The sequence below is a fragment of the Moraxella sp. CTOTU46934 genome (assembly GCF_031979465.1).
Taxonomy (GTDB): Bacteria; Pseudomonadota; Gammaproteobacteria; order Pseudomonadales; family Moraxellaceae; genus Faucicola; species Faucicola tetraodonis.
In genome coordinates, this window is record NZ_DALZEG010000002.1 from 18707 (window position 1) to 39985 (window position 21279).

Genomic DNA, 21279 nt, shown 5'->3' on the forward strand with positions numbered 1-21279 from the left:
CAAGTGGTTTGTTATCAAGGGTGAGCGATTAAATTTTACCAATTTTTGCTTTGTTGGTTTCAATCCATTCTTGTAGTTGCCCAGTTGTCATCCACTCACTGTTATTATCACTGGCGTACACGAATCCTTCTGGCACTTTAACACCATCTTTGATACGCTCAGGCGTTTCATCCCAGCCATTAATCGCAGGCAAGATTTTAAAATGCTCGGGATATTCGTAGGTATGAAAAGAATCTTCGGCACTAATCATTTGCTCATGCAGTTTCTCGCCAGGACGAATACCAATGATTTTTTGCTCGGCAGTGGCAGAAACGGCAGTTGCCACATCTGGCATGGTCATGGATGGAATTTTTTTGACATAAATTTCGCCGCCCACCATGTCTTCAAATGCATGCCAAACCAGCTCCACGCCTTGCTCAAGCGAAATCATAAAACGGGTCATACGCGGGTCTGTGATGGTCAGCACACCACTGTCTTTAATTGATAGAAAATACGGAATCACCGAGCCACGACTCCCCATGACATTGCCATAACGTACCACCGAAAAGCGTGTGCCATGCTCCCCTGAATAGGCGTTGCCTGCGACAAACAGTTTGTCCGACGCCAATTTGGTCGCGCCATACAGATTCACGGGACTAGATGCTTTGTCAGTCGATAAGGCAACGACTTTTTTCACCCCTTTATCAATACAGGCATCAATTAAATTCATTGCCCCGTTGATATTGGTTTTGACACATTCAAATGGATTATATTCGGCGGTGGGTACGATTTTGGTTGCTGCCGCATGTACCACATAATCCACCCCATCAAGCGCTCGATATAGACGGTCTTTATCACGCACATCACCGATAAAAAAACGTACCCGCGGGTCGCCTTGGTACAGTTTTGCCATTTCCCACTGTTTCATCTCATCACGCGAGAGGATAATCAATTTCTTGGGATTGTATTTTTCAAGCGTCATCGGCACAAAGGTATGCCCAAATGAGCCTGTCCCGCCTGTCACTAAAATGGTTGAATTGCTTAACATAGTGCACTACCTATTATGGCTAAAGTTATTTGTCGCAGTTTATCTAGCCCCAAAACCTGTCAGCATGGTTTGAATGGTTTTGAGCACAATCAAGATATCTAATGCAAAAGAAATATGTTTAATATAATAAAAATCGTACTGTACCTTAAGCGCTGTCTCATCGGTATCACTGGCATAGCCTTGTGTGACCTGCGCCCATCCAGAAATACCGGGTTTGACGATATGTCGATAATTATAAAAAGGGATGGTTTTTTCAAAGGTTTTGACAAAACTTAGCTGTTCGGGTCTCGGTCCAATCAGGCTCATATCGCCTTTAAGCACATTCAAAAATTGCGGCAATTCATCGATACGGGTTTTACGAATAAACTTACCGACTTTAGTCACACGAGGGTCATTTTGTTGCGCCAGTTTTGCCCCGTTTTTTTCTGAGTCAAAACGCATACTGCGAAATTTATAGATTTTAAACAATTTGCCGCCTTGCCCGACCCGCTCTTGGACAAATATGGCCCTACCCGGACTTTCCAACCGTATCGCAATAACAGTTATCACCGCAATCAGCAATACAAACGGTGCTACCAATAAAATCGCTATAATATCAATCAGTTGTTTAAACCATAAATAGGTTTGCGAGGGCAACAGCGAGCCCAACTCGTTTTCATACAAATGATGAATCGGCAGACGACCCGTCAAAGACTCATACACTTGGCGGTTATTATACACCGGTCTGCCCTGTAACGTTTGCTCGGTTAAAAATCGCTGCCAGTCTTCATCGAGTGCAGGCGATGACAGGTCTGCTACTATCGCTTGCACTTTTTTGGATTGTATGGCATCTAAGTGCGGTTTTTCGAGGCGTAACCAACGGATTTGAAAAATCGCTTCAAAGTTTTGACAATGTCCCAGTGGAATATACGCCATATAAGGTTGGTGCGCTTTTTGCTCAAGTAAAAACGATAAAAAGAAAAACACTACCCCGATTGCACCCGATAAGCCAAAATAATATAGCGAATACGGCAACCGAAAAACGATAATCACCATGCCTAGCAGCATCATCACCAACAATAAGGTTGGCAACACAAAACTGATGGAGCGTTGACCTGGAAACTGGGTGAGTTTGCGCAAACCAAGGGTGACTAGCAAGACACCCAAGGTGGCTAACACCATACTGTTAAATTCAGTCAGTAGCCAGCGCCCCTGCAAAAAGCGCATTCGCCACATTAGCAAGGCGGGCAACACCACCACCACCCCCCAACCCACGATAAGTCGGAACGCGATATTTTGCCATACTAAAAAAATTACCCGCTGCATTATGGTTTAAGTCCTGTTTTTTCAGGATTGGCGTCACGCCATTGTTTAAACTCACGGTATAAAGCTGCAAATGTCGCAGGATCTTGTTTGGCCAAGTTACCCAAATCGGTATCCACATTATCACAATCCGACAAGTTTTTTACCATGACACAAGCCGCTTCGATATGTTTTAATGCCGCTTGCTTTTCACCTTTATAGGCTAAGAACTGTGCATAAGCTAATATATTATACTGGGAAGAATCGGTATTTAGCACTTCTTCAAAGATGGCTTCTTTGACGCTTGCCTGATGGCGATTAATCGGCACTTGCATCGCAAGGATGCGGTCATGATAAGCACTAAAGCCAAACACGTCATTTTGGTAGTCAATTCCTTTGTCTTGGTTTAGATGATTGGTATGCTTGATAAAGCGATTATAATCCAAATAATTGAGATGAAAATATTGCCAAATATAGTAGCCTGATAGCATCGCCAAACCCAGCATGACCACAGACAGGGCTTTTGTTAGCTTGGGTTGCCACGCAAGTTGCCAGTTGCGCTGTTCAATCAACGCCAAAAATAAGGCAAAAACCGCGAGATAACGAAAATACCATAACGGGTATTCGACACTGGCATACAAGATACTTGCGATGACAAACGCCAGTGCAATCGCGCTTTCGCTGCTATGGCGCAGATGAATCGCCCGTATCAGCACCCAGACAATCGGCACAAAGCACAGCGCGCCGAGCACCCCCAGCTCCGCCAAAATCATGGTGGCAAAATTGTGGGAATGGTCGGCAATCTCTGGCCATTTAAAATATTGGGCATAATCAACGCTTGCGCCCATGTAGTTGTTCCAGCCCACCCCTGTGAGCACATGGTCATGAAATATCATCATGGCGCGTTCGCTCATCGCCGCGCGGTTCCCCTGCCCGCCTGCCATACGGCTCACCGCCCCAAGCTGATTGGCGCTGCTATAATTACTAATCCAGCTTGCACCCATATAGTACAGCACAAATATGACAAGACCAAAAACGGTGGCAGAAAGTTTGCTTTTCCACGCTATCGGCTGGGTCAAAAAGAAAATGGGAATCACCGCCAGCATCATCACCAGACCCGCCCGACTTTGTGTCAAGGCAAGCCCGATGGTAAATATCACAAACAATAGCATCAAGCCAAACCGCGCGTATTGTCGGTATCGACCAATGAGCCATTGCGGTGCATTCAACTTTTCTTGAAACGACTGCTGCAGTTGATAAATCACCCCACACAGCGCCAACACAAACGCATAGCCTGCGTGATTGGCTTGCCCAAAGTTGCCATCATAGCGTCCGCCATTGGCGTTACCACGGGCAATCACCCAACCTTTATAATCAATCTGATAGCCGCTCATCTGCATCATTTGAATCATAAAGGTGATGATTGCCATGAGATATACTGCAATAAACAGGCTGTTTAATAAATTCGCTTTATTTTCAATATTACTGCCTATCAACGCAGTCAAGGCAACGACCACCAAGCTTATCACCGGAAAGATTAAGGCATCAGGGTAAGCGATATGATTAAATAATGGCTGACATACAATCAATAGCGCTAGCAGCAACCAAGTGAGCACAGATTTGCTCAACTTTGTAATCGTGTTTTGCCAAAAAAAAGCCGCGGCTGCCAAACTTACAAACCCAAATGCGGTGGCATTGACGACAAAATCCCGCCCCAGTGGCGAGTGCCAAGGCATCAGATAGGTCAAAATGGCTAATCCCATGAATAGTGTAAATAGACGGATATCTTGATTGAGGGTTTGGGGTGGCGTAGATGGCAGCATAGGATTTTCGTATGGGTTAAACGCAAAAATGCTAAACGGGGTAGTTTAGCATTTTTTGTATTGAATAATGACGGAAATTTTTATTTCCAAGGTCTTAAATCGACGATTTTGACAATCTTGCCGCCTGATTTCTTGTCAATTAATACAGTCATGTCAACTGCATTGGCTTTGAGTGGCACAAAGCTATCCGCTTGGGGGTATTTATCAAGCATTTTTATTACCTTTTTTTGGTCATTATATTGATTCAATAGTTTCAAATCTTTTGCTTTCTGCATTATTTGTGGATAAGCCGAGTCTAAAGGCATATATAATTCAGGACGCTGAGGCGGTGCAATACCATTAAATACTTCATCAAATAAAATTTGGTTAGAAAGGGAGATATTTTCTTTAGGAACTTTACTAGTTACATATTTAGGCTGAAATACGGGCGCGTACTTATATTCATTTTTAGCTTTACTAATGTTTCTTTGGTCTATTTCATTAAGTCTAACTAATTGAAATCTATCAACATCGTAAGCTATCCAGGCGGGTTTTCCCTGATACACGGTATATAGACCATAGCATAAAGCACATAATTGCAAAATAAAAATAATAGCTAAGTCAAATTTTAATGTCTTCTTAGGTTTTTTAAATACAATAAATGTCAATATTGGACCTAATATAACATCAACCAAAAGAATCAATTCATAAATATTATTTACGCCAGTTGCCTTTGCTAGTGGTGCTGGATACCATACCCAGTAGACTAACATTAAACTTAGCAAAGCTACAAAAAAATTGATCAATAGGTGATAGGTAAATGCCTTTAATTTTTGTCGTAATGTAATTTTTTCCATTAAATTTTTCCAAAAAAATACCCTATCATAGGATAGGGTATTGTAACTTAACGATTAATACAATTACATATTAACGGCAGTTAGATGGCGCAAGTTTAGAGGCTAAAGTCCCAACTGAAGCACCAGTAACTTTAGGCGTAGCACCAGCTGCTAAACATTGCCATTGAATTGCATCGGCTGGAGCAGTATAACCGGCAGTAGATGAATCAGGTAAAGCAGTAGCTGTACCAGTGGCATTTGCACCCGTACCAGTAGAAACAATTGTATAAGGAGAGAGTAATAATGTATTAGCTCCAGTAGCTGCAACAGGTGTACCATAAGTGATAGTAATTACGCCATTGGTGTCATTAATTCCAACTGATTGCACATTGGTAGTGGCAGCAGGCGAAGCCCAACCTAAGCTATACTTTGCAGCATTCGAAGCATTTTCAGCCACCGCAGTTTTAGCACTATTTGCTAAAGATAGACCTTCTGTGACTTTCGCACGTTTAGTATAATCTTGGTAAGCTGGTAATGCAATCGCCGCCAAAATACCGATAATCGCAACAACAATCATTAATTCAATTAGGGTAAAACCTTTTTGAGCGTTCATAATGAACTCCTATTTTTGAGTGTATAAAATGGATAACCTAATCATATAATTAATTATATAGCCAGTCATCCAAGTAATTGAGTCAATCTGCAAAGTTTTGCTGAGCATCACTTTGCGTTGCTAATAGAATCACTGCAGTTTGTGTGCCAATTTAATTTTTCAGCTAAATGAACGCTAATATGCCTTCTACTTTGCTATTAATTTAAAAATTATTCAGTGTATCCAGGCTTATCTAAATGACAATTTTTTTAAATATCCCAATTTATTCATCTACTCATATTTTATTGTCATATGGGTGACAATCTTTGTCACTATTTTATACCACCCAACCTAAATATTGTCCATGCTGCCAAAAATTGTTCAATGTCTAGCTAGATAAGCTAGTTATTCCATTCTTCACCCGTACCACATGAGGTATTTCGGCATTTTATCCCTTGCGCGTTTAACGTGAGCGTACCATCATTTGCCATCTGCGATGAACTAACAGGTGTCGCTGTAATTGTCCAACGTTCAGCGAGGGGGGTAGGTGCTAGGGTGATGGTATATAATGCTGTACCACTCCTAGGGAAACTCCCATTGAGTCCCGCGCCTGCGTTCGTGTAACTGCCTTGTGCCAGTTTACGCGATTCAATTTGCGCGGCGATATTTTGCATTTCTGCCATCATATCCGTGCGTTTGGTCTTGATGACGTAGCGTTGATAGCTTGGATACGCAATCGCCGCCAGCACGCCAATAATAGCAACCACAATCATCAGCTCGATTAGGGTAAAGCCTTGTTGACTATATCGATTTTTCATTACCATGTCTCCGAATAAGTACCACAGTTGGTTGATGCGATGGTAACGCTAGTGTCACTATTTTTGGTTTTGCATTGTGTTCCACTGCTAGTGAGCAAAATCTTATGCGCATCGTTAAATTTTGTGGGATTAGGGGTAGCAAACATCACCCATGCTCTACCTGCAGTCAAGCTATTAGAGAGTGTCGAAGATGCCGTTGGCACCAAACTATTGGCAGTATTGTCCCCATCCACCAACAGTATCTTGTATTGATAATTATCTGCTGTGCTGTTAGCGGGCACATAAATCACCGTATTTGCCACATCATCGCTTGCGCCAGTATCATAACTATAACTGACTGTACCGTCACTGGCAATTTTTTTGGGTAAAAAGCCTTTATAGGTCAGTGCAGTCGCCCTCCAGCGATTGAGCTCAATCTCTAGCTGCTTCATTTTGGCTTGCGCTTGCGATTCGGCATTGCGAATGGCATATTGCCGATACGATGGGATAGCGATACTGGCGAGTATCGCAACCATCGCTACTGTTACCATCAGTTCAATCAGCGTAAAGCCTTTGTGACGATTCATCATTGCCTCAGTTATTTATTGACTTCATACCAAGTATTTGGCTTTAAGGTATATCGATCATTGTAGATATTCTCTATAGCTGAGCCATCACCCGTTGTTTTACTTAGACCAGATAATGGCTGGCTAGTTTTATCAAGTCCAATATTATTAGACCCCGTATCACCCGCCAACAGCTTACTGCTGTCATCACCAAACTCCACTCGGTTGGAGGCTCTATCCGTAATTGTTTGCGTACCAATCAATAGGCGTTGATTAGACAATGCAGAACTACGCGGTCCTAGCGTCAATTCTTGGATACCTTGCCCTGCCCGCGCAAAACCTGCCGTGCCATTTTTAGATGCAGCATATTCATCGATAGCCGCCCCTGCTGAATTTGTGGTTTCTTTTAAGCAGATACCGTAAGGTAGACAGTACAATTGACGCTCCGAGCCGCCTGTGATTTTTGCAGAACAAGATTCAGTGACGCCATAGTTCATATCGGGGTTGTAGACAGTGGTATATAAGAAGCTATCAATAACCTCAGACTTACCCACGCCTTTGGTATATTTGACTTGATTAAATCCATCAAAGCGCGTTAATGGATAATACCAGCCACGTTTGGCTTTTACAGAAGTGATAGCCGCTTGTTTGGTAGCTAAAGTATAATCTGTGGTAACCGTGGGTAACGCCAATAAGTCGCTAGACGCTGTGGTATTGGCGGTCAAGTCTACCACTTTTTGTACTTTAGGTGCATCCGTGGCGGTAGATTCTTTGCGGGTGGTAAAATCACTGGCATATAAGATACTATCTGCCAACGTGACATCGGTGTCCATGATGCCATACAGCCTATCGGCATAAGCATCGCTAGCACGTAGTTTTGATAACGGCGAACTGCGGTCACCTGAAATGACATTAACCACAGCGAATAATCGGCTGTTATTAAAGGTACTATCGCCACGGTAAAAACTGACGGCAGGACGCTCATAAAAACGGTGATTATACTTGATATCTGTGCCAGTAAAGGCAGGTTGCAGTAGACGCACTACGCGCGTATTACTAAATGAAGTTTCAGGTGCAGCTGTGCCACTGCTCACAGGTTTGATGAATCCAGCATTGGTAAAATCAGCACGGAACACTTGACCGCCCATGTCAGCAAAGTATAACTGATCCATATAGCCATCGTTGTTGCGGTCAAGTACAGTAATCCCGCCTACGATACTATTACTGAGTGTAGAGACTGTTGTATTGGTAGCACCGGATACCGCATTGGCTGTTTTGGTGGCTGACCAAATAAGCGCACCCGTTTTGGCATCCACCATATAGACAGCGTTGCCTAGAGATTCTGCAGCGGTTGTGCGGTTACACGCCTGTGATTTTTGATTGCTTAAGGTCGAAGTTGTGGTGCCAACTTGATAACCTTGGTCTTCATAACAAGTATCGTAGCCACCACCAAAGACTAACACATCTTTATAAGCATTGACTTTTTTGGTTGTCGAGTCTATGCCTGTGGCAATTTTTGCCTTGGTAGGTTTTGACCATATCTGTCCCATGCGATCAAAGCCTGTCGTCGCAGAATCGATTCTAAACAGCATCTTAGGATTATTTTTATCCGTTAAATCTAAGCCATACATACCTTCTCCGCCCATTCGTAGTCCGCCATAAGCACGAACGTAGGTATTACGGCAGTCACGGGTATTATTTGGGTCGATAGTCGTATTTGCTGCACAAGGCGTTACAGTGACTTTGCTGTTATCAAGGTCATAAAAATAATTAGCACTCACTAGCCAAGGGGCGTCCACACCAAAGTAAGGTTTGCCAACATCTGTACCTGTACCATTGATAAGCGCCTGTGGTTGGCTGATGAGCATTTGTTTAGGGATAAAGGCAAGCTGCTCTTTTCCCCCATTGCTTGTAGCGGTGTAATCATCGGCATTTACCATGTGTAATGACCCATCGCTCGAACCAAATAACGCATAATCATCACGGGTACTGCTGACTTTACCATCGGTATCAAGATCGGCTGAGTAGGACACCATGCTTGGTGTTGAATGAATGGTGGCTCCAAGGACTTTGACAGGTGACGCTGGTGCAGTGAGTACCAAATCCGCTAAGGCTTGGGTTTTTTGCGCATCCGTCAATGTAAAACCTAAAAATTGTAGTAATAAATTGACATTGGTACGCGAATACGTGGTGGTATCCACAAAGGTATTTGAGGTACTGATGATACTTCCATCCAAGGTGACTTTACCTGAGACATTGACGCCCAATTTGCGTAGGCGAGGACTTCTATCATTTGAGGAAGTGTTATCTTCAATGTACAAGGTTCTTACATTATTCACAGTGGTGTTTGGGGTGCTTAAGTTACTATAAAATCCGCCTGAGGTGACATTATTATTTTTACCATTGATATCCGCTATTGCACTCCAAAGATCTTCAGTGGCAGGATTTAGATTGCCTGCGACATCCAAAAATAATGCGCTATTATTTTTGCCATATAGCGTACCTTCATTTAGATTGTATTTTTTAAGGTTACCTGCCCAGATCGCTTGGTTTTTACCAACTTCGGCTTGTAAGATGGGATAGTAAGCCACCGCTAGTTGGCTATCGGCTCTGTAAGGGTCATCAGGGACAATGATAGTGCCTGATGGGGTAGCAGGTAATGTATTATTAAGGTTTTGAATAAAGCTTAATACACTATTAGCGATATCTTCAGAACTTTGAGCATAAAAGAATCCGCCTTCACCGTAGCCTGCACCCTGTTGACCCCATTTACAAGCGTTTTTTGCGTCGTTATTAGCCGTAGCAGTGTCACAATTATATAGCTTGGTATCACTATTATAATCTAAACCCGCAAAGGAGGAACCAAATCCTGCAACGGCGGTTTTGATTGAGATACCTGAAGGATTTTGAGAAGCATTACGAAGGCGTTTGGCATATTCCCCTATCCATTCCCAACCGCCTATCTCACCAGAAAATAGCCCTGACTGTAGCGTTGGTGAGATCAGACCTGTAGGCTTGGTGATGATGGTGTATCTGGTATCATCGTTGAGTGACTTGTTGAGAATAGTCTTCGCCATGTCATCTTTGGTTGAGTTAGGCGCACCGTCGGTCAAGAAATAGATGCCATTAGAATCACACTGTGCCGTGGTGCTAGTCACTGGGGTCGCCCCTCGGTAGTAGTTCGTACCATTGTTAGTATCGGCTGCTGAATAGGCAATACCGCCATACATATTTTCTATTGGCTCACCAATTCCATTTGTTGACGTAGTAGTATTTTTGATGGAAAAAGGACTGGTACGATAAGACACGATACCAATAGTACCACCTGCATAGCCTGTCCACACCGTGCCGACAATTGGTTCAATATCCATCGGCTCATTGGCAACTTTCATCCAGCCCCCATACCGCCAACCAACAGGAAGCTTGGTAAAGGTTTCCCAGCCACTATCCATAGTCGTGACGCCGCTTTTGGTTTTAAAGTCATCAAGGCTAGTGATTTGTGTCCAGCCACCATTACCATTAGGCATATAGACACCCCTATTAATGGTTGCAGTTGTTATTATTTTATTACTACTATCGTATCCTGGCCAGTTATTGACACACTGTTTGACCTTGGCATTCCCATTAAAAATACTAGTTTCACCACCGCCTAAGCTAACACAAGTGAAATATACTTGTTCTTTTGTAGTTGGATTTTGCATGGTCATTGAGCCATCATACACGATACTAACAGATGATGGAGGATTTGGGTCTTTACCCGTCGTGGTACCCATCATATACGCCCCTGCTTCTGCATACGCATGAGCGGCTGGCGTACCACTGGAAGCCTTGGTTACGTTTGGATAGTTGTTACTAGAGAATTTAAGTGCATCATTGGCACTGCCATCTTGGTTGGTTGTAGTATCTAATGATTGAATACCAGCAATTGCTTGAATAAGTTTTATCCGTTGATTTTGATCCAAGGCTGCTGCCTTTACCAATATTCTACCTGAGTGACCATCAACAATTTTGTTAGTAGCGCCACTGATATTAATCTCTGTCTTGGAAGAGAATTGCCCTAAGCCCATAACAATACTGTTTTTGATATCGGTGCCTGCCAACAAAGTAATTAACGCATCTTTTAGCCGAGACAATCTATCAAAAGCCCCAAGTTGTCGACCTGTAGAATCTACGGGTTCAACAAGCTTACCAGCCGCATCAATGCTTGCTGTACCGCACCCTCTTAAATAATAGGGTATCGTAGTTCCATTGATAGTGACTGATTTCTTAAAAGAAGTTTTACCTTTAGTCTCGCCATCACGGGTATCTCTAGCATTATAAGCCCATTCAGCAAATGGATAAGTACTTGAACGATTATTGTTATACTCGTACACAATGACACGGTCACATAGACCTGTGTCGACATCCCCCGGGCTACCATAAGGATTGTTTTTAGGTAATACTAGCGAGCTGATCCCCATCGATCCTGACGTATCGAGCATCATCATCAGATTAATCTGACCATCAGTTGCTGCCTTATAAATCTCCAAATCACCGATTTTCTTTTGGCTCACATCCGCCTGTGAAGTACTCACCGCCACCATCATCGACATAGCAATAACTACATATTTGATTGAAGTCGTTATTTTACCTTGATACGATTGATTCATTGCTTTAGACCTCTTAACACCAAATTTGGGTTTCATCGTTATCACCACATTATCTTTATCTTAACAAACCTTATCTACCTGATTAGCTTAAAGTGCATTTTGACGATAATGTCCCTGTACCTTTGCCAAACGGAATACAGTTGGTTGAGCTTGACATATTCTCGACATCCGCTTGCTCGTAAAGCATCTTGCTTGGGGTGTTGGCTTTACGCATACACTCAATCAGAGAAGATTTTCCTGGCTCTACATTGTCTTGGATAGCAGTTTGTTCAAAGCACTTATCAGAACCCACCTTAGGCTCTGCATACGCAGGTAAGGCTGCAGTGGCGCGAATGTCAAACTTGAACTTCTTACTGGTGCGGTTTTCTACTTCTTTCCCAATCACCATTTGTGAAAATGGTTCAGCATCGGTTTCAGGTGGGGTGACCGCAATATTCATCTGGGTCATTGAGGTTTGTCTATCACTTGTGTAGCTATCGGCACTGGTATAGTCACAGTAGCCACTGTCACGCCCACTCCAGTAGCCCCCGCCTTTTTTTAGGATGGTAGCGTTTTTGGCAAGGTATTTTTTTTCACGCGGATTATAGCAGTAGATAAATTCGTTGGTAGCATTGTCAGAATTGAGTAAAAAATGCCCGATAGCCCCTGACACGCTAGTAATATCTTTATATGCCTGTGAACTAGGATTGGCATTCACCATCGCCTCTAACTTTTGATTGCCACTATCGGCTGATTGTAGCAACAGGGTGTTGATTTGATCAGCGGTGGCAGTTCTGAGATCCGTAGTACTTTGACGTACTGCTATCGCCCCTGCTAATAGGATAAGCACCAAAAACAACAATACTACAATGAGCGCCGCGCCACGTTGATGAGATGGCAAGTTATAGCTGTTGTTTGTTGGAATGATAGGCGCGGATTGCGTACTGATCAATAGGATTGGATTGCTCATTGGCTAACTCCCCGCAGTTAATGTCGTACTGGTGTCAATATTGATAACTCGCGCGTTTCTCAATAAGGTCGTAGATTCATAGGTAGTACGTACCAGCTTAGGCTGTCCTGATTTTAATGGCTGAGTTGCGCCTAATAACTTAAAACTGGTCGCGACATCGCTACCGATGACAGGTGAACTGCCTCGGACAATAAGCCCAATTTTGACTGCGGTAATGGGCGGCTTGGTACCAGACAATGCTAAATACTCACTGGCGGTCAGGTAACGCATCAACCCAGCATCACTAGGTGCGTCAGTTTGGATACCCAACAAGATTTTGAATTGGTCTACCCCTAAGATTACCTCGCTGCCACCGCTTTGATAGTTCGCACTCAAACCAGTAATGCCTGCAGTTGTAATCCTACCCGCATCGCAAGCTAGCAACAGCCCTTGCCCTGTGGTACTTGAACTTCTAATAAAATATCGCTCAATTACAGTAGCTTTTGGATCAATATCAGCACTTTCACAATCAGGAATTTTTACACCCGTGGTATTTTTAAATTGAATCGTTAACTGGTCGCTATTGATCCCTGTGATATTAGACACACTGGTAAAACCTGTGTCGCCTGCAGTGTGGGTCAAAAAAGGACTATAGGCGGTGTCAGTTACTCGGATATTTTGTAGTGATAATACGATGCCACCACCCGCCGTTGTATCGGTAATAGAGGTTACTGAATTGCCCAAGTTTGCCAATCGCAAATGGCTCTCTAGCTGCTGCAAACCAAAAACGCTTGCCTCTTGTAGCTCACTGCCACTTTTTTGGGTTGAGGCGGTTTTGGTATTCGTTAGGTATACTTGTATTACCGCAGCAGAAATCAGCAGCCCCAATACCAATGAAATCATGAGCTCTATTAAAGTAAAGCCAGAAGTGGAACGATAATTTGATATCATCAGTATGCCTCCATAATGAAGCATTGTGCACCAAAATTATAGACCGCATCTTCATTAGCGCAGGGTTTGTCTTTAGTCGTATCGGATGCAACGGCGGTATCCAAAAAAATCGGGTCGGTATCGCCCCAAGCAGCAATCAGGCATTGGCGGTCTTGTCCAACCGTACTAATCGTTGTGGCAACACCACTAGCGCTAGTGGTTGTCGTGCGTTTGGTCGGGCAAGTTGCCATACCCACGTTCAAGCCATTGTCTGTGGCATATTGCTTGACGGTTAAGGCGTCTTTTACTGCCAATTGCTTAATGGTACAGGACACAGGCGTACCCCCTGTCATACAACTATCTTTGGTGATAGCCACATTGCTAGTATCTGTGTTGGTGAGTGTGGTGGCGGTGCCGTTAATCGCTGTTTTGAATGCGGGTATGCCATCTATATTCGCTCGCATCATCTCGGCTGCACCACGCAGTACCGTTAATGCTCGGGTACGCATCAAACTCTCATCGGTGGCTTTGACTGCGGTCATCTGCATGGCAGTGAATCCAAGCACCGCGATTGCTAACAACATCAACGCCACCAGCACTTCTATTAAGCCAATGCCTTTTTGTGAGTTCATGAACACGTCCCATTTTTGCTAGTGACAATATTACTGCTTGCATCGACCATGATGGTATATTTATCAGACCCAGCGCCATAACAGACTGAAAAATTGGTCGAGCTATCTGTGACAGTGCCCGTTCCGGTGTCCCCTTGGTAAGCTTTTTTATAAGGGGTAAAACTAACTGCAGTTAAGGCACTCGGGCTAGCGGTAATCGTCAAATTTTTGTCTAGCGTATAGTCAGACAGCATTTCATCAGCATCTGTTGCCGACCTTTTTACATACAATACAGTGATTTTTTTGCTTGACGTGTTGTTAGTTAGCACTACCCTAGTAGATCGCTGAGCAATCATTGCTTGGGTTCTTGCATCTTTTAGCGCAGCTTCAATGATGTTTGCCCCATCTTTGATTCTCGCTTGTCGTATCTGTTTTTGCATATTTGGTGCTGCCATCGCGGCAATGATAGCCATAATCGCAATGGTGATGACAAGCTCAATCAGCGTAAAACCTTGGTCACGATTTTGGTTACAATGACACTGTCTGTTCAAAACTTTCATCATGCTACCCATTCATACCCCTTAATAAACGACCTATCATACCATGTTTACTAGCACAAACCATTCTAATATTAAAGCAAAAAACATACCTATTATCTCAGTATTTTTGTTAATTATCATGCCTAAAGTTTACTAACGGTAATTTACCTAAGCCACTTATCGTTGCTAAGTGAATTAGGACGAAAGGGCGCTCACGTATTATCAAATCATTTTTAGCATAGTATTTTAAAGCATCCTTACAATGACCCACTGGTAGCCCGCCTTTATCTGCGAGCTTTAACGATATGGCGATGCAAGTTTGGTCGCAAAACAGTGACAAGCAGGACCTAATGCAAAACCTTACCATGCAAGACTGAATACGCATAAATATGGGCAGATGGGTGATAATTTGTGAGTAGATTAGCCAATTCAGACAGGGTGGCACCTGTGGTGACCACATCATCAAACAAAATCAAATTTTTGCTAGGGGGCATATCTGTTAGGGAAAACGCATCTTTGATATTATCTAAACGCTCTTCTCGGCTTAGACCCTGCTGGTGAGGTCGGTCGAGTCGCTGCACACCCGTAAAAACAGGGATTTGCCAGTGAAAGCTTAGATAAGCGGTTAACATGGCAAGCGGATCGAAGCCGCGTTGCCTAATGCGCTGTAGACTTGTTGGCACTTTAACGATTAAAGAGTTTTTGGCATGACATCCTTGAGGCGGCTTAAGCTGGCGGATAGCTTGAACCAAAACGGGCAGATGATGTAACTGCTGCCCATTTTTGTACCCAAGCATGATTTTATTGAGGGGATATTGATAGTAGCCGCTGGCTACGCCACGCAGTGACGTTTGCTTTAGTTGCAAATTAAAGCATGACGCGGACCATGCAAACTGGCTATGGCATGGCTGACAAAGAAATTGCTGTCGATTGAACCAATGCTCATGGTGACGCGGTGCTAAGTTATCAAAGCCTGCTGCAGCGCAATCATTGATGCCACATAATTGGCAACGGTGATGAACTTTCGCTTGATATACCAACGCCATGGCAAAGGGCAATCGCCACCAAGGCAAGGGGGCTATGATTGCCATAAACGCAGTTAAAGCCCTTTAAAATCATTGAACATGATACCAATACCAACATTGGTGCTCTTATGATTATAGTCTTGGATGTTTTCACCATAGCCATGGAATACTTGTAAAATCGCTTTCATACCGCCTTTCAATGGATAAGCATAATCCACCTGTATAGCGCCTTTATTGGTACTTGGATTATAACGCATCACACCGCCGACTGTGCTTTGGTCATTAAGCGGATACAACCAACGCACATCGCCATAGCCCATGTAGTCGCCAATATCTGGGTTATCCGAGTCTTTACTGTTCTCATTTGCGATGAGCCACAGTCTTGGAATCACGGTGAGTTTGCCCCACTCCGTCCCTGCCATCGCATAGATACGATTCCAAGAACGGGATAACGGGTCTGATTGTCCATTTGATTCATGCACGAGCCCCGCGCCTAACATTCTTAATGACCCATTCCCAGGCAGATTACCCTTGATAGGCTGTGTCAAAAATATCTCTGGCTGATAATCTGTGCTGCGAAAAGGTCTTGAATACTTACCATTGTACACTTGCCAATAAGACTGCTGGGTATAGCCAAGCCAAACATCGGCATTGGTATCGAACACATCTTGGGCAAGCTTGGTTTTCATTGAAATTTGCAGCTTGCTATCTAAGTGCTGCAAAGAATCTTTCGATGCGCGAACATGATCTTGGGTGGGTGAATGAATATCATAGTTTGGCGTCGCGTTGTACCAAAGCGGCATGACATACATGGGCAAATGTGGACGTATCGTCAGTATCCCTTTGGGATCATTTTTATCCAAGTCATATAACACACTCAGTGGCGTATATTTTTCCACATCCGTTGCAGTCACCCCCACTTGTTTTAAGATGGTTTTGTCAAGCTTGTTGGGTACCAAATGATCCAGTTTTTTTTGCTCGTTTTTAGTGGGAGTCGTGACGGTTGTCGTTTGATCCACGGCTAACACGGGCACTGCTTTACCTTCTTTGATACTCACTTTCAAGGTTTTGGCAATATCAAGGGGCGCCTTGGCTTCGGGTTCGATTTTACCAACGCTTATCTTGTCAAAACAAGCTAGACGCGCGACATTGTCAGTGATTTTTGAACAGGTTAGCAGCATTTGCTCGTCGACAGGAATAACGGTTGTTTTTATTAAAGTTTTTGTTGAATCTTGTGTTGAGGGTTTTGTTGAAGCTTTTGTTGAAGCTTTTGTTGAGGATTTTGTTGAAGCTTTTGTTGAAGCTTTTGTTGAAGTTTTTGCCTGCGTAGTTGCTGTAACTGTTAGTGTGGCTAGTATAGCAAGCGATAAAGAGGTACGGTAAAGCGTAAGTTGTGACATAGGTTGACCTTCTTACAAAAATATCGTTCATGATAGCAAAAATTGATGACAAATAGTTAACAAATGCATAATAATTTTTAACAGTAAAGTAAAGTTTTCATCAACTATTGGCTCATCAATTATTGGTATTTCTATGGGTGCTTGTATGGGCAATTCTATTGATACTGCTCGCCTTTATACTCAAGCCAACCGTCTTGATGACGGCTAGCGGGGTCACGGTGTGTCCAATGTACAACGCCACCTTTGTCGTTATAAATATATTCACCTTGACTTCCTCCCCTTGCTAAAGCAAGGGGATTCCTTCTACAAGACGGTCAAGCCCGACCGCAAGAATGTTCTTACTGGCATTGATATCTCTATCATGCCATGTGCCACACGAAGCACATATCCATTCTCTTATTCCAAGCGATTTTCTACCTTTCGGACTATTGGCGGTGATTTCACCGCAACACGAACATCGCTGGGTCGTGTATCTCTCATTCACGATTTCAAAACGGCAACCTGCGTTCTCGCATTTGTAGGTCAGTTGCCTTTTGAGTTCAAACCAACCTGCATCGTAAACCGATTTGGCGAGTTTGCCTTTTTTACTATTAAATTGATTACTCTGAATATCACCCACCACGATTAGCGCATTATCTTTGACTAATTGGGTGGTAAATTTGTGGATTAGGTCTTGGCGTGTATTTTTGATTTTGGCATGGATAGCCTTGATACGTTGTTTGTTTTTAGCACGTTGAGCGGTAGCTAAATCTTTGGCATATTTGAGCGTTTGCTTGATGGTGAGTTTGTCACCGCTTGAGGTAGTGGCACTGTCTTTAAGCCCTAAGTCAACGCCAATGCTACCTGTACCGCATGATTGTTTGGGGTAGTCTTTGACGGTGATACAGGCATACCAACGGTTACGGCTGTCTTGTACCAATTCGCATGTGTTGATTTGGTATAGGCTAAGGTTGTAGCTGTCCCATAGGTCAATGACTAGTTTTTGTCCTTTGGCTAAACTAAGCTGTAAGGTGGATTTTAAGCCCTTTTTGCCTGTTTGGTGCGTGGCAATATGCTTAATGGCAGATTGTTTAAATGGTAGCCAACCTAATGATTTACGTTTTGAATTTGGGTTGTTGGTTCGCCATGATAGTTTAGCTTTTTTGAATTGTTTTCTAGCTTTGGCGTGGGTTTCATTGATGGCTTGAATGGTTTGCGAGTGTAACCCCAGTAATTCACCGCTACCTTTGGTGTATTCGTTCAAATCATAAGCTGAAAAGAATTTACCAGTTTTTTGTAGGTGCTTGTAACTCAAGTCATTGACGTAGTTCCATACGAAATTGACCGAACCGCTTAGGCGGTTAAGCTTTGCTGTGTGTTTATCTCGTATGCGTAGCTTGAGTGTTTTCATGCAAATTATTTTAGCAAAATTTATGCAAGCGTTATAGTGTATGAGTTGCCTTATATCCACCGCCTAAAGTCGGTGGTTTTACGGCAACGGAGGATAAAAACGAATGGGATTGTTGGCTTGAATACCCTCGATGCGCGGTGCCAAATCAATATTATGGGCAATTAACACCGTGATGTTTGGGTAGTTATCAATTTTGACCAAAAATTTTTGATGGCGGCTACCCTCATTATCGTCTTTTAGCACTTTAATCACCGTACCACACCCTAATACCTGTCGTTTAACGCTGGGATTTTTGGCTTGATAAGCTTGATTAATGACGGCGTTGTTGCATTGAATATTTGTTGCCTGACGTTTTTTGTCAGTATAACTTGCTGAATTTTTAGCCGTCTGTTGATTGGACTTTGAGTCCACTAACGGTGAATTTGGGCTTGCTAACTGGCTATTTCCGCTTTGGTTTTGGCTTTTATTTTGCCTTGGCTGTTGGTCGGCATTGCCTTCATGGGAACACCCAGTGACAAAAATTAGCACCCCGAAAGTTAACGGGATGGCTATAGACTTTGCTAAGTGATAGTTCAATTTTTATTTAACCTTTATGGTTGAATGGGTCAATGAATCATTTGACTGAGTTTTCTTGAACTGAGTTTTCTTGAACTGAATTTTCTTTAACTGAGTTTAGAGTTAATTTAATTGGGACAAAAGTTGCTCAAAATCAGAGCGTTTGACTGCACCGTTTTGTCTTGCTACCAGTTGACCGTTTTGGTAAAACAACAATACAGGCGGACCGAACACGGCTAGTTTTTTATAGATTGCTTGGCTATCCGGCGTATTGTCAGTCACATCGAGTTTGACAACTTGCCAGCTGGCTAAACTTTGCGGCGGGTTGGCAAAAAGTGTTTTATCCATGATACGACATTCAATGCACCACTCTGCGGTGACATCGACGACTAGCTTTGGATATTGCGTAAGCAAGGGTTCAAGCTCTGACAGTTTAGTGATTGTAATCGTTTGGGTGGTCTTTGTTGCCGTGAATGCCGATTGCCCTGAAGTATTCACAAGCTTGTTAAGCGGCTGCCAACTATCTTGACTACCTGAGGCAGCGCCTATCACCAGACACGCTGACCAAATCCATGCTAGCAATGCTAGTGCTTGAGTGAGTAATTGACCTTTTTTGCCCTGCCAGCGCCACAGCCATAAGCCAATCACAGCAAACCACAGCGCCCATAGCATCAGCATCCCGCTTGATAGCCATATACGCTCTATCATCAATAAAGCGACGCCAAATAACAGCAAACCAAAGCTGGTTTTGACCCAGTTCATCCACTCGCCTGCTTTTGGCATAAAATTACCTTGGGTGGCGCCCAGTAAAATGAGCGGTGTGGATAGCCCAAGCCCCAACAAAAACAATGCGGCAAACCCCATCACAGGATCACCCAGTGCTGCCACCCCTGCCAACGCGCCTGCAAGGGGTGCCGACACACAAGGGGAGACAACCAGTGCAGAAAACAAGCCCGTCAAATAACTACCACTTAAGCTACCAAGTCGATTTTCCCCAATTTGGCTGATTTTTTGGAACTTAACACGCAGCGCATGGGGCAATTGCCAGCGAATGACATCCAACATGTACAGTCCAAGCAGGATAAATAACCCCGCAAAAATTAGCAAAATGACAGGGTTTTGTAGCCAGTTTAATATACCCAAAGATTGCCCAAATAACGCAACCACTGCGCCCAAAATGCCATAACTGGTGGCAACACCCAAACCATAACTACCCGTGAGTAACAATCCTTTTTTGGCAGATGGACGATGTTGACGGGCAACGATATTGGCCACAATCGGTAGCATGGGTAACACACAAGGGGTAAAAGCTAACCCTAATCCCGCTAAAAACAACAGCAATAATGCAACACCGCTATGTTTGGTCAATCCAAAAATATCTTGATTACTAGGGCTAGCCGTCAAACTCGTTGCCACCGCCGCCGATGAAGCCGCGGGTTCAGTGATGACAGTTGTTTGGGCAGGTTGAGACGATGCCATAGATACGACAGGGGCGGATGCCGTTAACTGCGCTGTAGTTAAGACATCGGTCACTGTGGTCGATGCGACTTGCTGCGCTGCTGCGGCTGTATTGCCACTGGACAGCGCTTGTTTGGGAGACGGTGTGCTAGTTGCCTCATTGACGGTTTTAGCAGGGGTCAAGCTAGCAGATTGCTGAGTCGCTACTGGAACGGCGTCATTGGTCGTCGCCACAGTATTGGTGACTTTGGCTTGGGCCGTTTTTGACGTCATTGCGTCTGATTTCGTTGCGCCATTTTTGGTGGAAGCGGCCAATTGGGTGATGACAAATTTGGTCTTTTCAGGGGGATAGCAAAGCCCTACTTTGGCGCAGCCCTGCCATTTGACCGTAGCAGGTTGTGAGGTGATTGCTTTATCCGCGCTCAACGTGGTTGTGGCAGTAAAGGGTTGTTCAAACACAGGCACCCGACCAAAATCTGGGTCATCCACATAGGTCGGTGCTGCACTAAATTGTAGCGGCGTCGCTGTTACCCCGTCAGGCAATTGTAAGGTTAATTTATCCCGATACGCATAATAGCCTGCTTTGACATCCACATGAATGGTCACTACTTGCCCTTTTTGCTCAGTATAGACTTTAAAAGCCTCATGCACCGGTAGCGGCTTGTCTTTGGCGGTCAAGCTGGGATTGTCACTGCCGCCAAAAATCTCGCTTAAACTAATCGCTTGCGCGCTTGGCATAGTAAGGCTAGTGACAGCCAGTAGCGTGCCAAGCAAAGAGACATGACGACTCACGGTTCGAAAACAACACAGGGGCGTAGGCATAGGGGATATATTTTTCAAAGAAAACTTCTCATATATTTTAAATTCACAGGTTTTAAATTTATACGTTTCAG

At 43.7% G+C, this 21279-nt stretch carries 18 protein-coding genes and 1 pseudogene; 1 reads left to right on the forward strand and 18 read right to left on the reverse strand.

Translation table 11 applies throughout. From position 1 onward, the window contains the following. Nucleotides 1-28 precede the first annotated feature (28 nt). From pseB to RTN07_RS02715, 14 genes are all read right to left on the reverse strand, one after another. Nucleotides 29-1027: a UDP-N-acetylglucosamine 4,6-dehydratase (inverting) gene (gene pseB / locus RTN07_RS02650; protein WP_309593489.1), complete on the reverse strand. Its 999-nt coding sequence runs from the start codon at nucleotides 1025-1027 to the stop codon at nucleotides 29-31. A 39-nt stretch (nucleotides 1028-1066) separates the two neighbouring features. Further along, nucleotides 1067-2332 carry an exopolysaccharide biosynthesis polyprenyl glycosylphosphotransferase gene (locus RTN07_RS02655; RefSeq protein WP_312175477.1) on the reverse strand — a complete coding sequence of 422 codons (1266 nt, stop codon included), beginning with the start codon at nucleotides 2330-2332 and terminating at the stop codon, nucleotides 1067-1069. Then, a complete protein-coding gene (locus tag RTN07_RS02660; RefSeq protein WP_312175481.1) occupies nucleotides 2332-4131 on the reverse strand; it encodes a PglL family O-oligosaccharyltransferase in 1800 nt (599 codons plus the stop codon). The genes RTN07_RS02655 and RTN07_RS02660 overlap by 1 nt, the downstream gene beginning before the upstream one ends. Nucleotides 4132-4211: 80 nt before the next feature. Then, nucleotides 4212-4967, reverse strand: coding sequence for a TfpX/TfpZ family type IV pilin accessory protein (gene tfpZ / locus RTN07_RS02665; protein WP_312175484.1), 756 nt, complete (start codon nucleotides 4965-4967; stop codon nucleotides 4212-4214). A 70-nt stretch (nucleotides 4968-5037) separates the two neighbouring features. Continuing rightward, nucleotides 5038-5559: a pilin gene (locus tag RTN07_RS02670; RefSeq protein ID WP_312175486.1), complete on the reverse strand. Its 522-nt coding sequence runs from the start codon at nucleotides 5557-5559 to the stop codon at nucleotides 5038-5040. Nucleotides 5560-5939: 380 nt separating this feature from the next. After that, the gene (locus RTN07_RS02675) at nucleotides 5940-6362 is read right to left on the reverse strand and encodes a type IV pilin protein (RefSeq protein WP_312175488.1); all 423 of its coding nucleotides are present in this window, start codon (nucleotides 6360-6362) and stop codon (nucleotides 5940-5942) included. Further along, nucleotides 6356-6922: a type IV pilin protein gene (locus RTN07_RS02680; protein WP_312175491.1), complete on the reverse strand. Its 567-nt coding sequence runs from the start codon at nucleotides 6920-6922 to the stop codon at nucleotides 6356-6358. The genes RTN07_RS02675 and RTN07_RS02680 overlap by 7 nt, the downstream gene beginning before the upstream one ends. Before the next feature lie 11 nt (nucleotides 6923-6933). Beyond that, a complete protein-coding gene (locus RTN07_RS02685; protein ID WP_312175493.1) occupies nucleotides 6934-11550 on the reverse strand; it encodes a pilus assembly protein in 4617 nt (1538 codons plus the stop codon). An 82-nt stretch (nucleotides 11551-11632) separates the two neighbouring features. Beyond that, entirely contained in the window at nucleotides 11633-12499 is an 867-nt protein-coding gene (locus tag RTN07_RS02690) for a PilX N-terminal domain-containing pilus assembly protein (RefSeq protein WP_312175496.1), read from the reverse strand. Between the two features lie 3 nt (nucleotides 12500-12502). Further along, nucleotides 12503-13429 (reverse strand): PilW family protein, encoded by a 927-nt coding sequence (locus tag RTN07_RS02695; protein ID WP_312175498.1) that lies wholly within the window; start codon nucleotides 13427-13429, stop codon nucleotides 12503-12505. After that, nucleotides 13429-14040: a type IV pilus modification protein PilV gene (gene pilV, locus RTN07_RS02700; protein WP_096489208.1), complete on the reverse strand. Its 612-nt coding sequence runs from the start codon at nucleotides 14038-14040 to the stop codon at nucleotides 13429-13431. Before pilV ends, RTN07_RS02695 begins: the two co-directional genes overlap by 1 nt. After that, the gene (locus RTN07_RS02705) at nucleotides 14037-14579 is read right to left on the reverse strand and encodes a GspH/FimT family pseudopilin (protein WP_312175501.1); all 543 of its coding nucleotides are present in this window, start codon (nucleotides 14577-14579) and stop codon (nucleotides 14037-14039) included. Before RTN07_RS02705 ends, pilV begins: the two co-directional genes overlap by 4 nt. Before the next feature lie 326 nt (nucleotides 14580-14905). Continuing rightward, the gene (locus RTN07_RS02710; protein ID WP_312175503.1) at nucleotides 14906-15649 is read right to left on the reverse strand and encodes a ComF family protein; all 744 of its coding nucleotides are present in this window, start codon (nucleotides 15647-15649) and stop codon (nucleotides 14906-14908) included. Nucleotides 15650-15657: 8 nt separating this feature from the next. Further along, a complete protein-coding gene (locus RTN07_RS02715) occupies nucleotides 15658-16764 on the reverse strand; it encodes a phospholipase A (RefSeq protein ID WP_312175506.1) in 1107 nt (368 codons plus the stop codon). Here RTN07_RS02715 and RTN07_RS02720 point away from each other — a divergent pair. Next, nucleotides 16739-16966 (forward strand): hypothetical protein, encoded by a 228-nt coding sequence (locus RTN07_RS02720; RefSeq protein WP_312175509.1) that lies wholly within the window; start codon nucleotides 16739-16741, stop codon nucleotides 16964-16966. The genes RTN07_RS02715 and RTN07_RS02720 overlap by 26 nt on opposite strands. Before the next feature lie 172 nt (nucleotides 16967-17138). Here RTN07_RS02720 and RTN07_RS10965 read toward each other — a convergent pair. The 4 genes and pseudogenes from RTN07_RS10965 to RTN07_RS02735 all read right to left on the reverse strand — a co-directional run. Then, a pseudogene (locus RTN07_RS10965) lies at nucleotides 17139-17249 on the reverse strand (DUF3465 domain-containing protein); the annotation flags it as partial. Nucleotides 17250-17266: 17 nt separating this feature from the next. Beyond that, nucleotides 17267-18373 carry an RNA-guided endonuclease InsQ/TnpB family protein gene (locus RTN07_RS02725; RefSeq protein WP_312175512.1) on the reverse strand — a complete coding sequence of 369 codons (1107 nt, stop codon included), beginning with the start codon at nucleotides 18371-18373 and terminating at the stop codon, nucleotides 17267-17269. Nucleotides 18374-18451: 78 nt separating this feature from the next. Then, entirely contained in the window at nucleotides 18452-18949 is a 498-nt protein-coding gene (locus RTN07_RS02730) for a DUF3465 domain-containing protein (RefSeq protein WP_227713387.1), read from the reverse strand. Nucleotides 18950-19051: 102 nt separating this feature from the next. Further along, complete coding sequence (locus tag RTN07_RS02735; RefSeq protein WP_312175518.1) at nucleotides 19052-21226, reverse strand: cytochrome c biogenesis protein CcdA; 2175 nt, start codon at nucleotides 21224-21226, stop codon at nucleotides 19052-19054. Nucleotides 21227-21279: the final 53 nt, after the last annotated feature.

What these genes read in the sequence shown, in the direction of transcription:
- pseB (WP_309593489.1), bottom strand. Translation starts at nt 1,027, where the DNA reads ATGTTAAGCAATTCAACCATTTTAGTGACAGGCGGGACAGGCTCATTT.
- RTN07_RS02655 (WP_312175477.1), bottom strand. Translation starts at nt 2,332, where the DNA reads ATGCAGCGGGTAATTTTTTTAGTATGGCAAAATATCGCGTTCCGACTT.
- RTN07_RS02660 (WP_312175481.1), bottom strand. Translation starts at nt 4,131, where the DNA reads ATGCTGCCATCTACGCCACCCCAAACCCTCAATCAAGATATCCGTCTA.
- tfpZ (WP_312175484.1), bottom strand. Translation starts at nt 4,967, where the DNA reads ATGGAAAAAATTACATTACGACAAAAATTAAAGGCATTTACCTATCAC.
- RTN07_RS02670 (WP_312175486.1), bottom strand. Translation starts at nt 5,559, where the DNA reads ATGAACGCTCAAAAAGGTTTTACCCTAATTGAATTAATGATTGTTGTT.
- RTN07_RS02675 (WP_312175488.1), bottom strand. Translation starts at nt 6,362, where the DNA reads ATGGTAATGAAAAATCGATATAGTCAACAAGGCTTTACCCTAATCGAG.
- RTN07_RS02680 (WP_312175491.1), bottom strand. Translation starts at nt 6,922, where the DNA reads ATGAATCGTCACAAAGGCTTTACGCTGATTGAACTGATGGTAACAGTA.
- RTN07_RS02685 (WP_312175493.1), bottom strand. Translation starts at nt 11,550, where the DNA reads ATGAATCAATCGTATCAAGGTAAAATAACGACTTCAATCAAATATGTA.
- RTN07_RS02690 (WP_312175496.1), bottom strand. Translation starts at nt 12,499, where the DNA reads ATGAGCAATCCAATCCTATTGATCAGTACGCAATCCGCGCCTATCATT.
- RTN07_RS02695 (WP_312175498.1), bottom strand. Translation starts at nt 13,429, where the DNA reads ATGATATCAAATTATCGTTCCACTTCTGGCTTTACTTTAATAGAGCTC.
- pilV (WP_096489208.1), bottom strand. Translation starts at nt 14,040, where the DNA reads ATGAACTCACAAAAAGGCATTGGCTTAATAGAAGTGCTGGTGGCGTTG.
- RTN07_RS02705 (WP_312175501.1), bottom strand. Translation starts at nt 14,579, where the DNA reads ATGAAAGTTTTGAACAGACAGTGTCATTGTAACCAAAATCGTGACCAA.
- RTN07_RS02710 (WP_312175503.1), bottom strand. Translation starts at nt 15,649, where the DNA reads ATGGCAATCATAGCCCCCTTGCCTTGGTGGCGATTGCCCTTTGCCATG.
- RTN07_RS02715 (WP_312175506.1), bottom strand. Translation starts at nt 16,764, where the DNA reads ATGCTGCTAACCTGTTCAAAAATCACTGACAATGTCGCGCGTCTAGCT.
- RTN07_RS02725 (WP_312175512.1), bottom strand. Translation starts at nt 18,373, where the DNA reads ATGAAAACACTCAAGCTACGCATACGAGATAAACACACAGCAAAGCTT.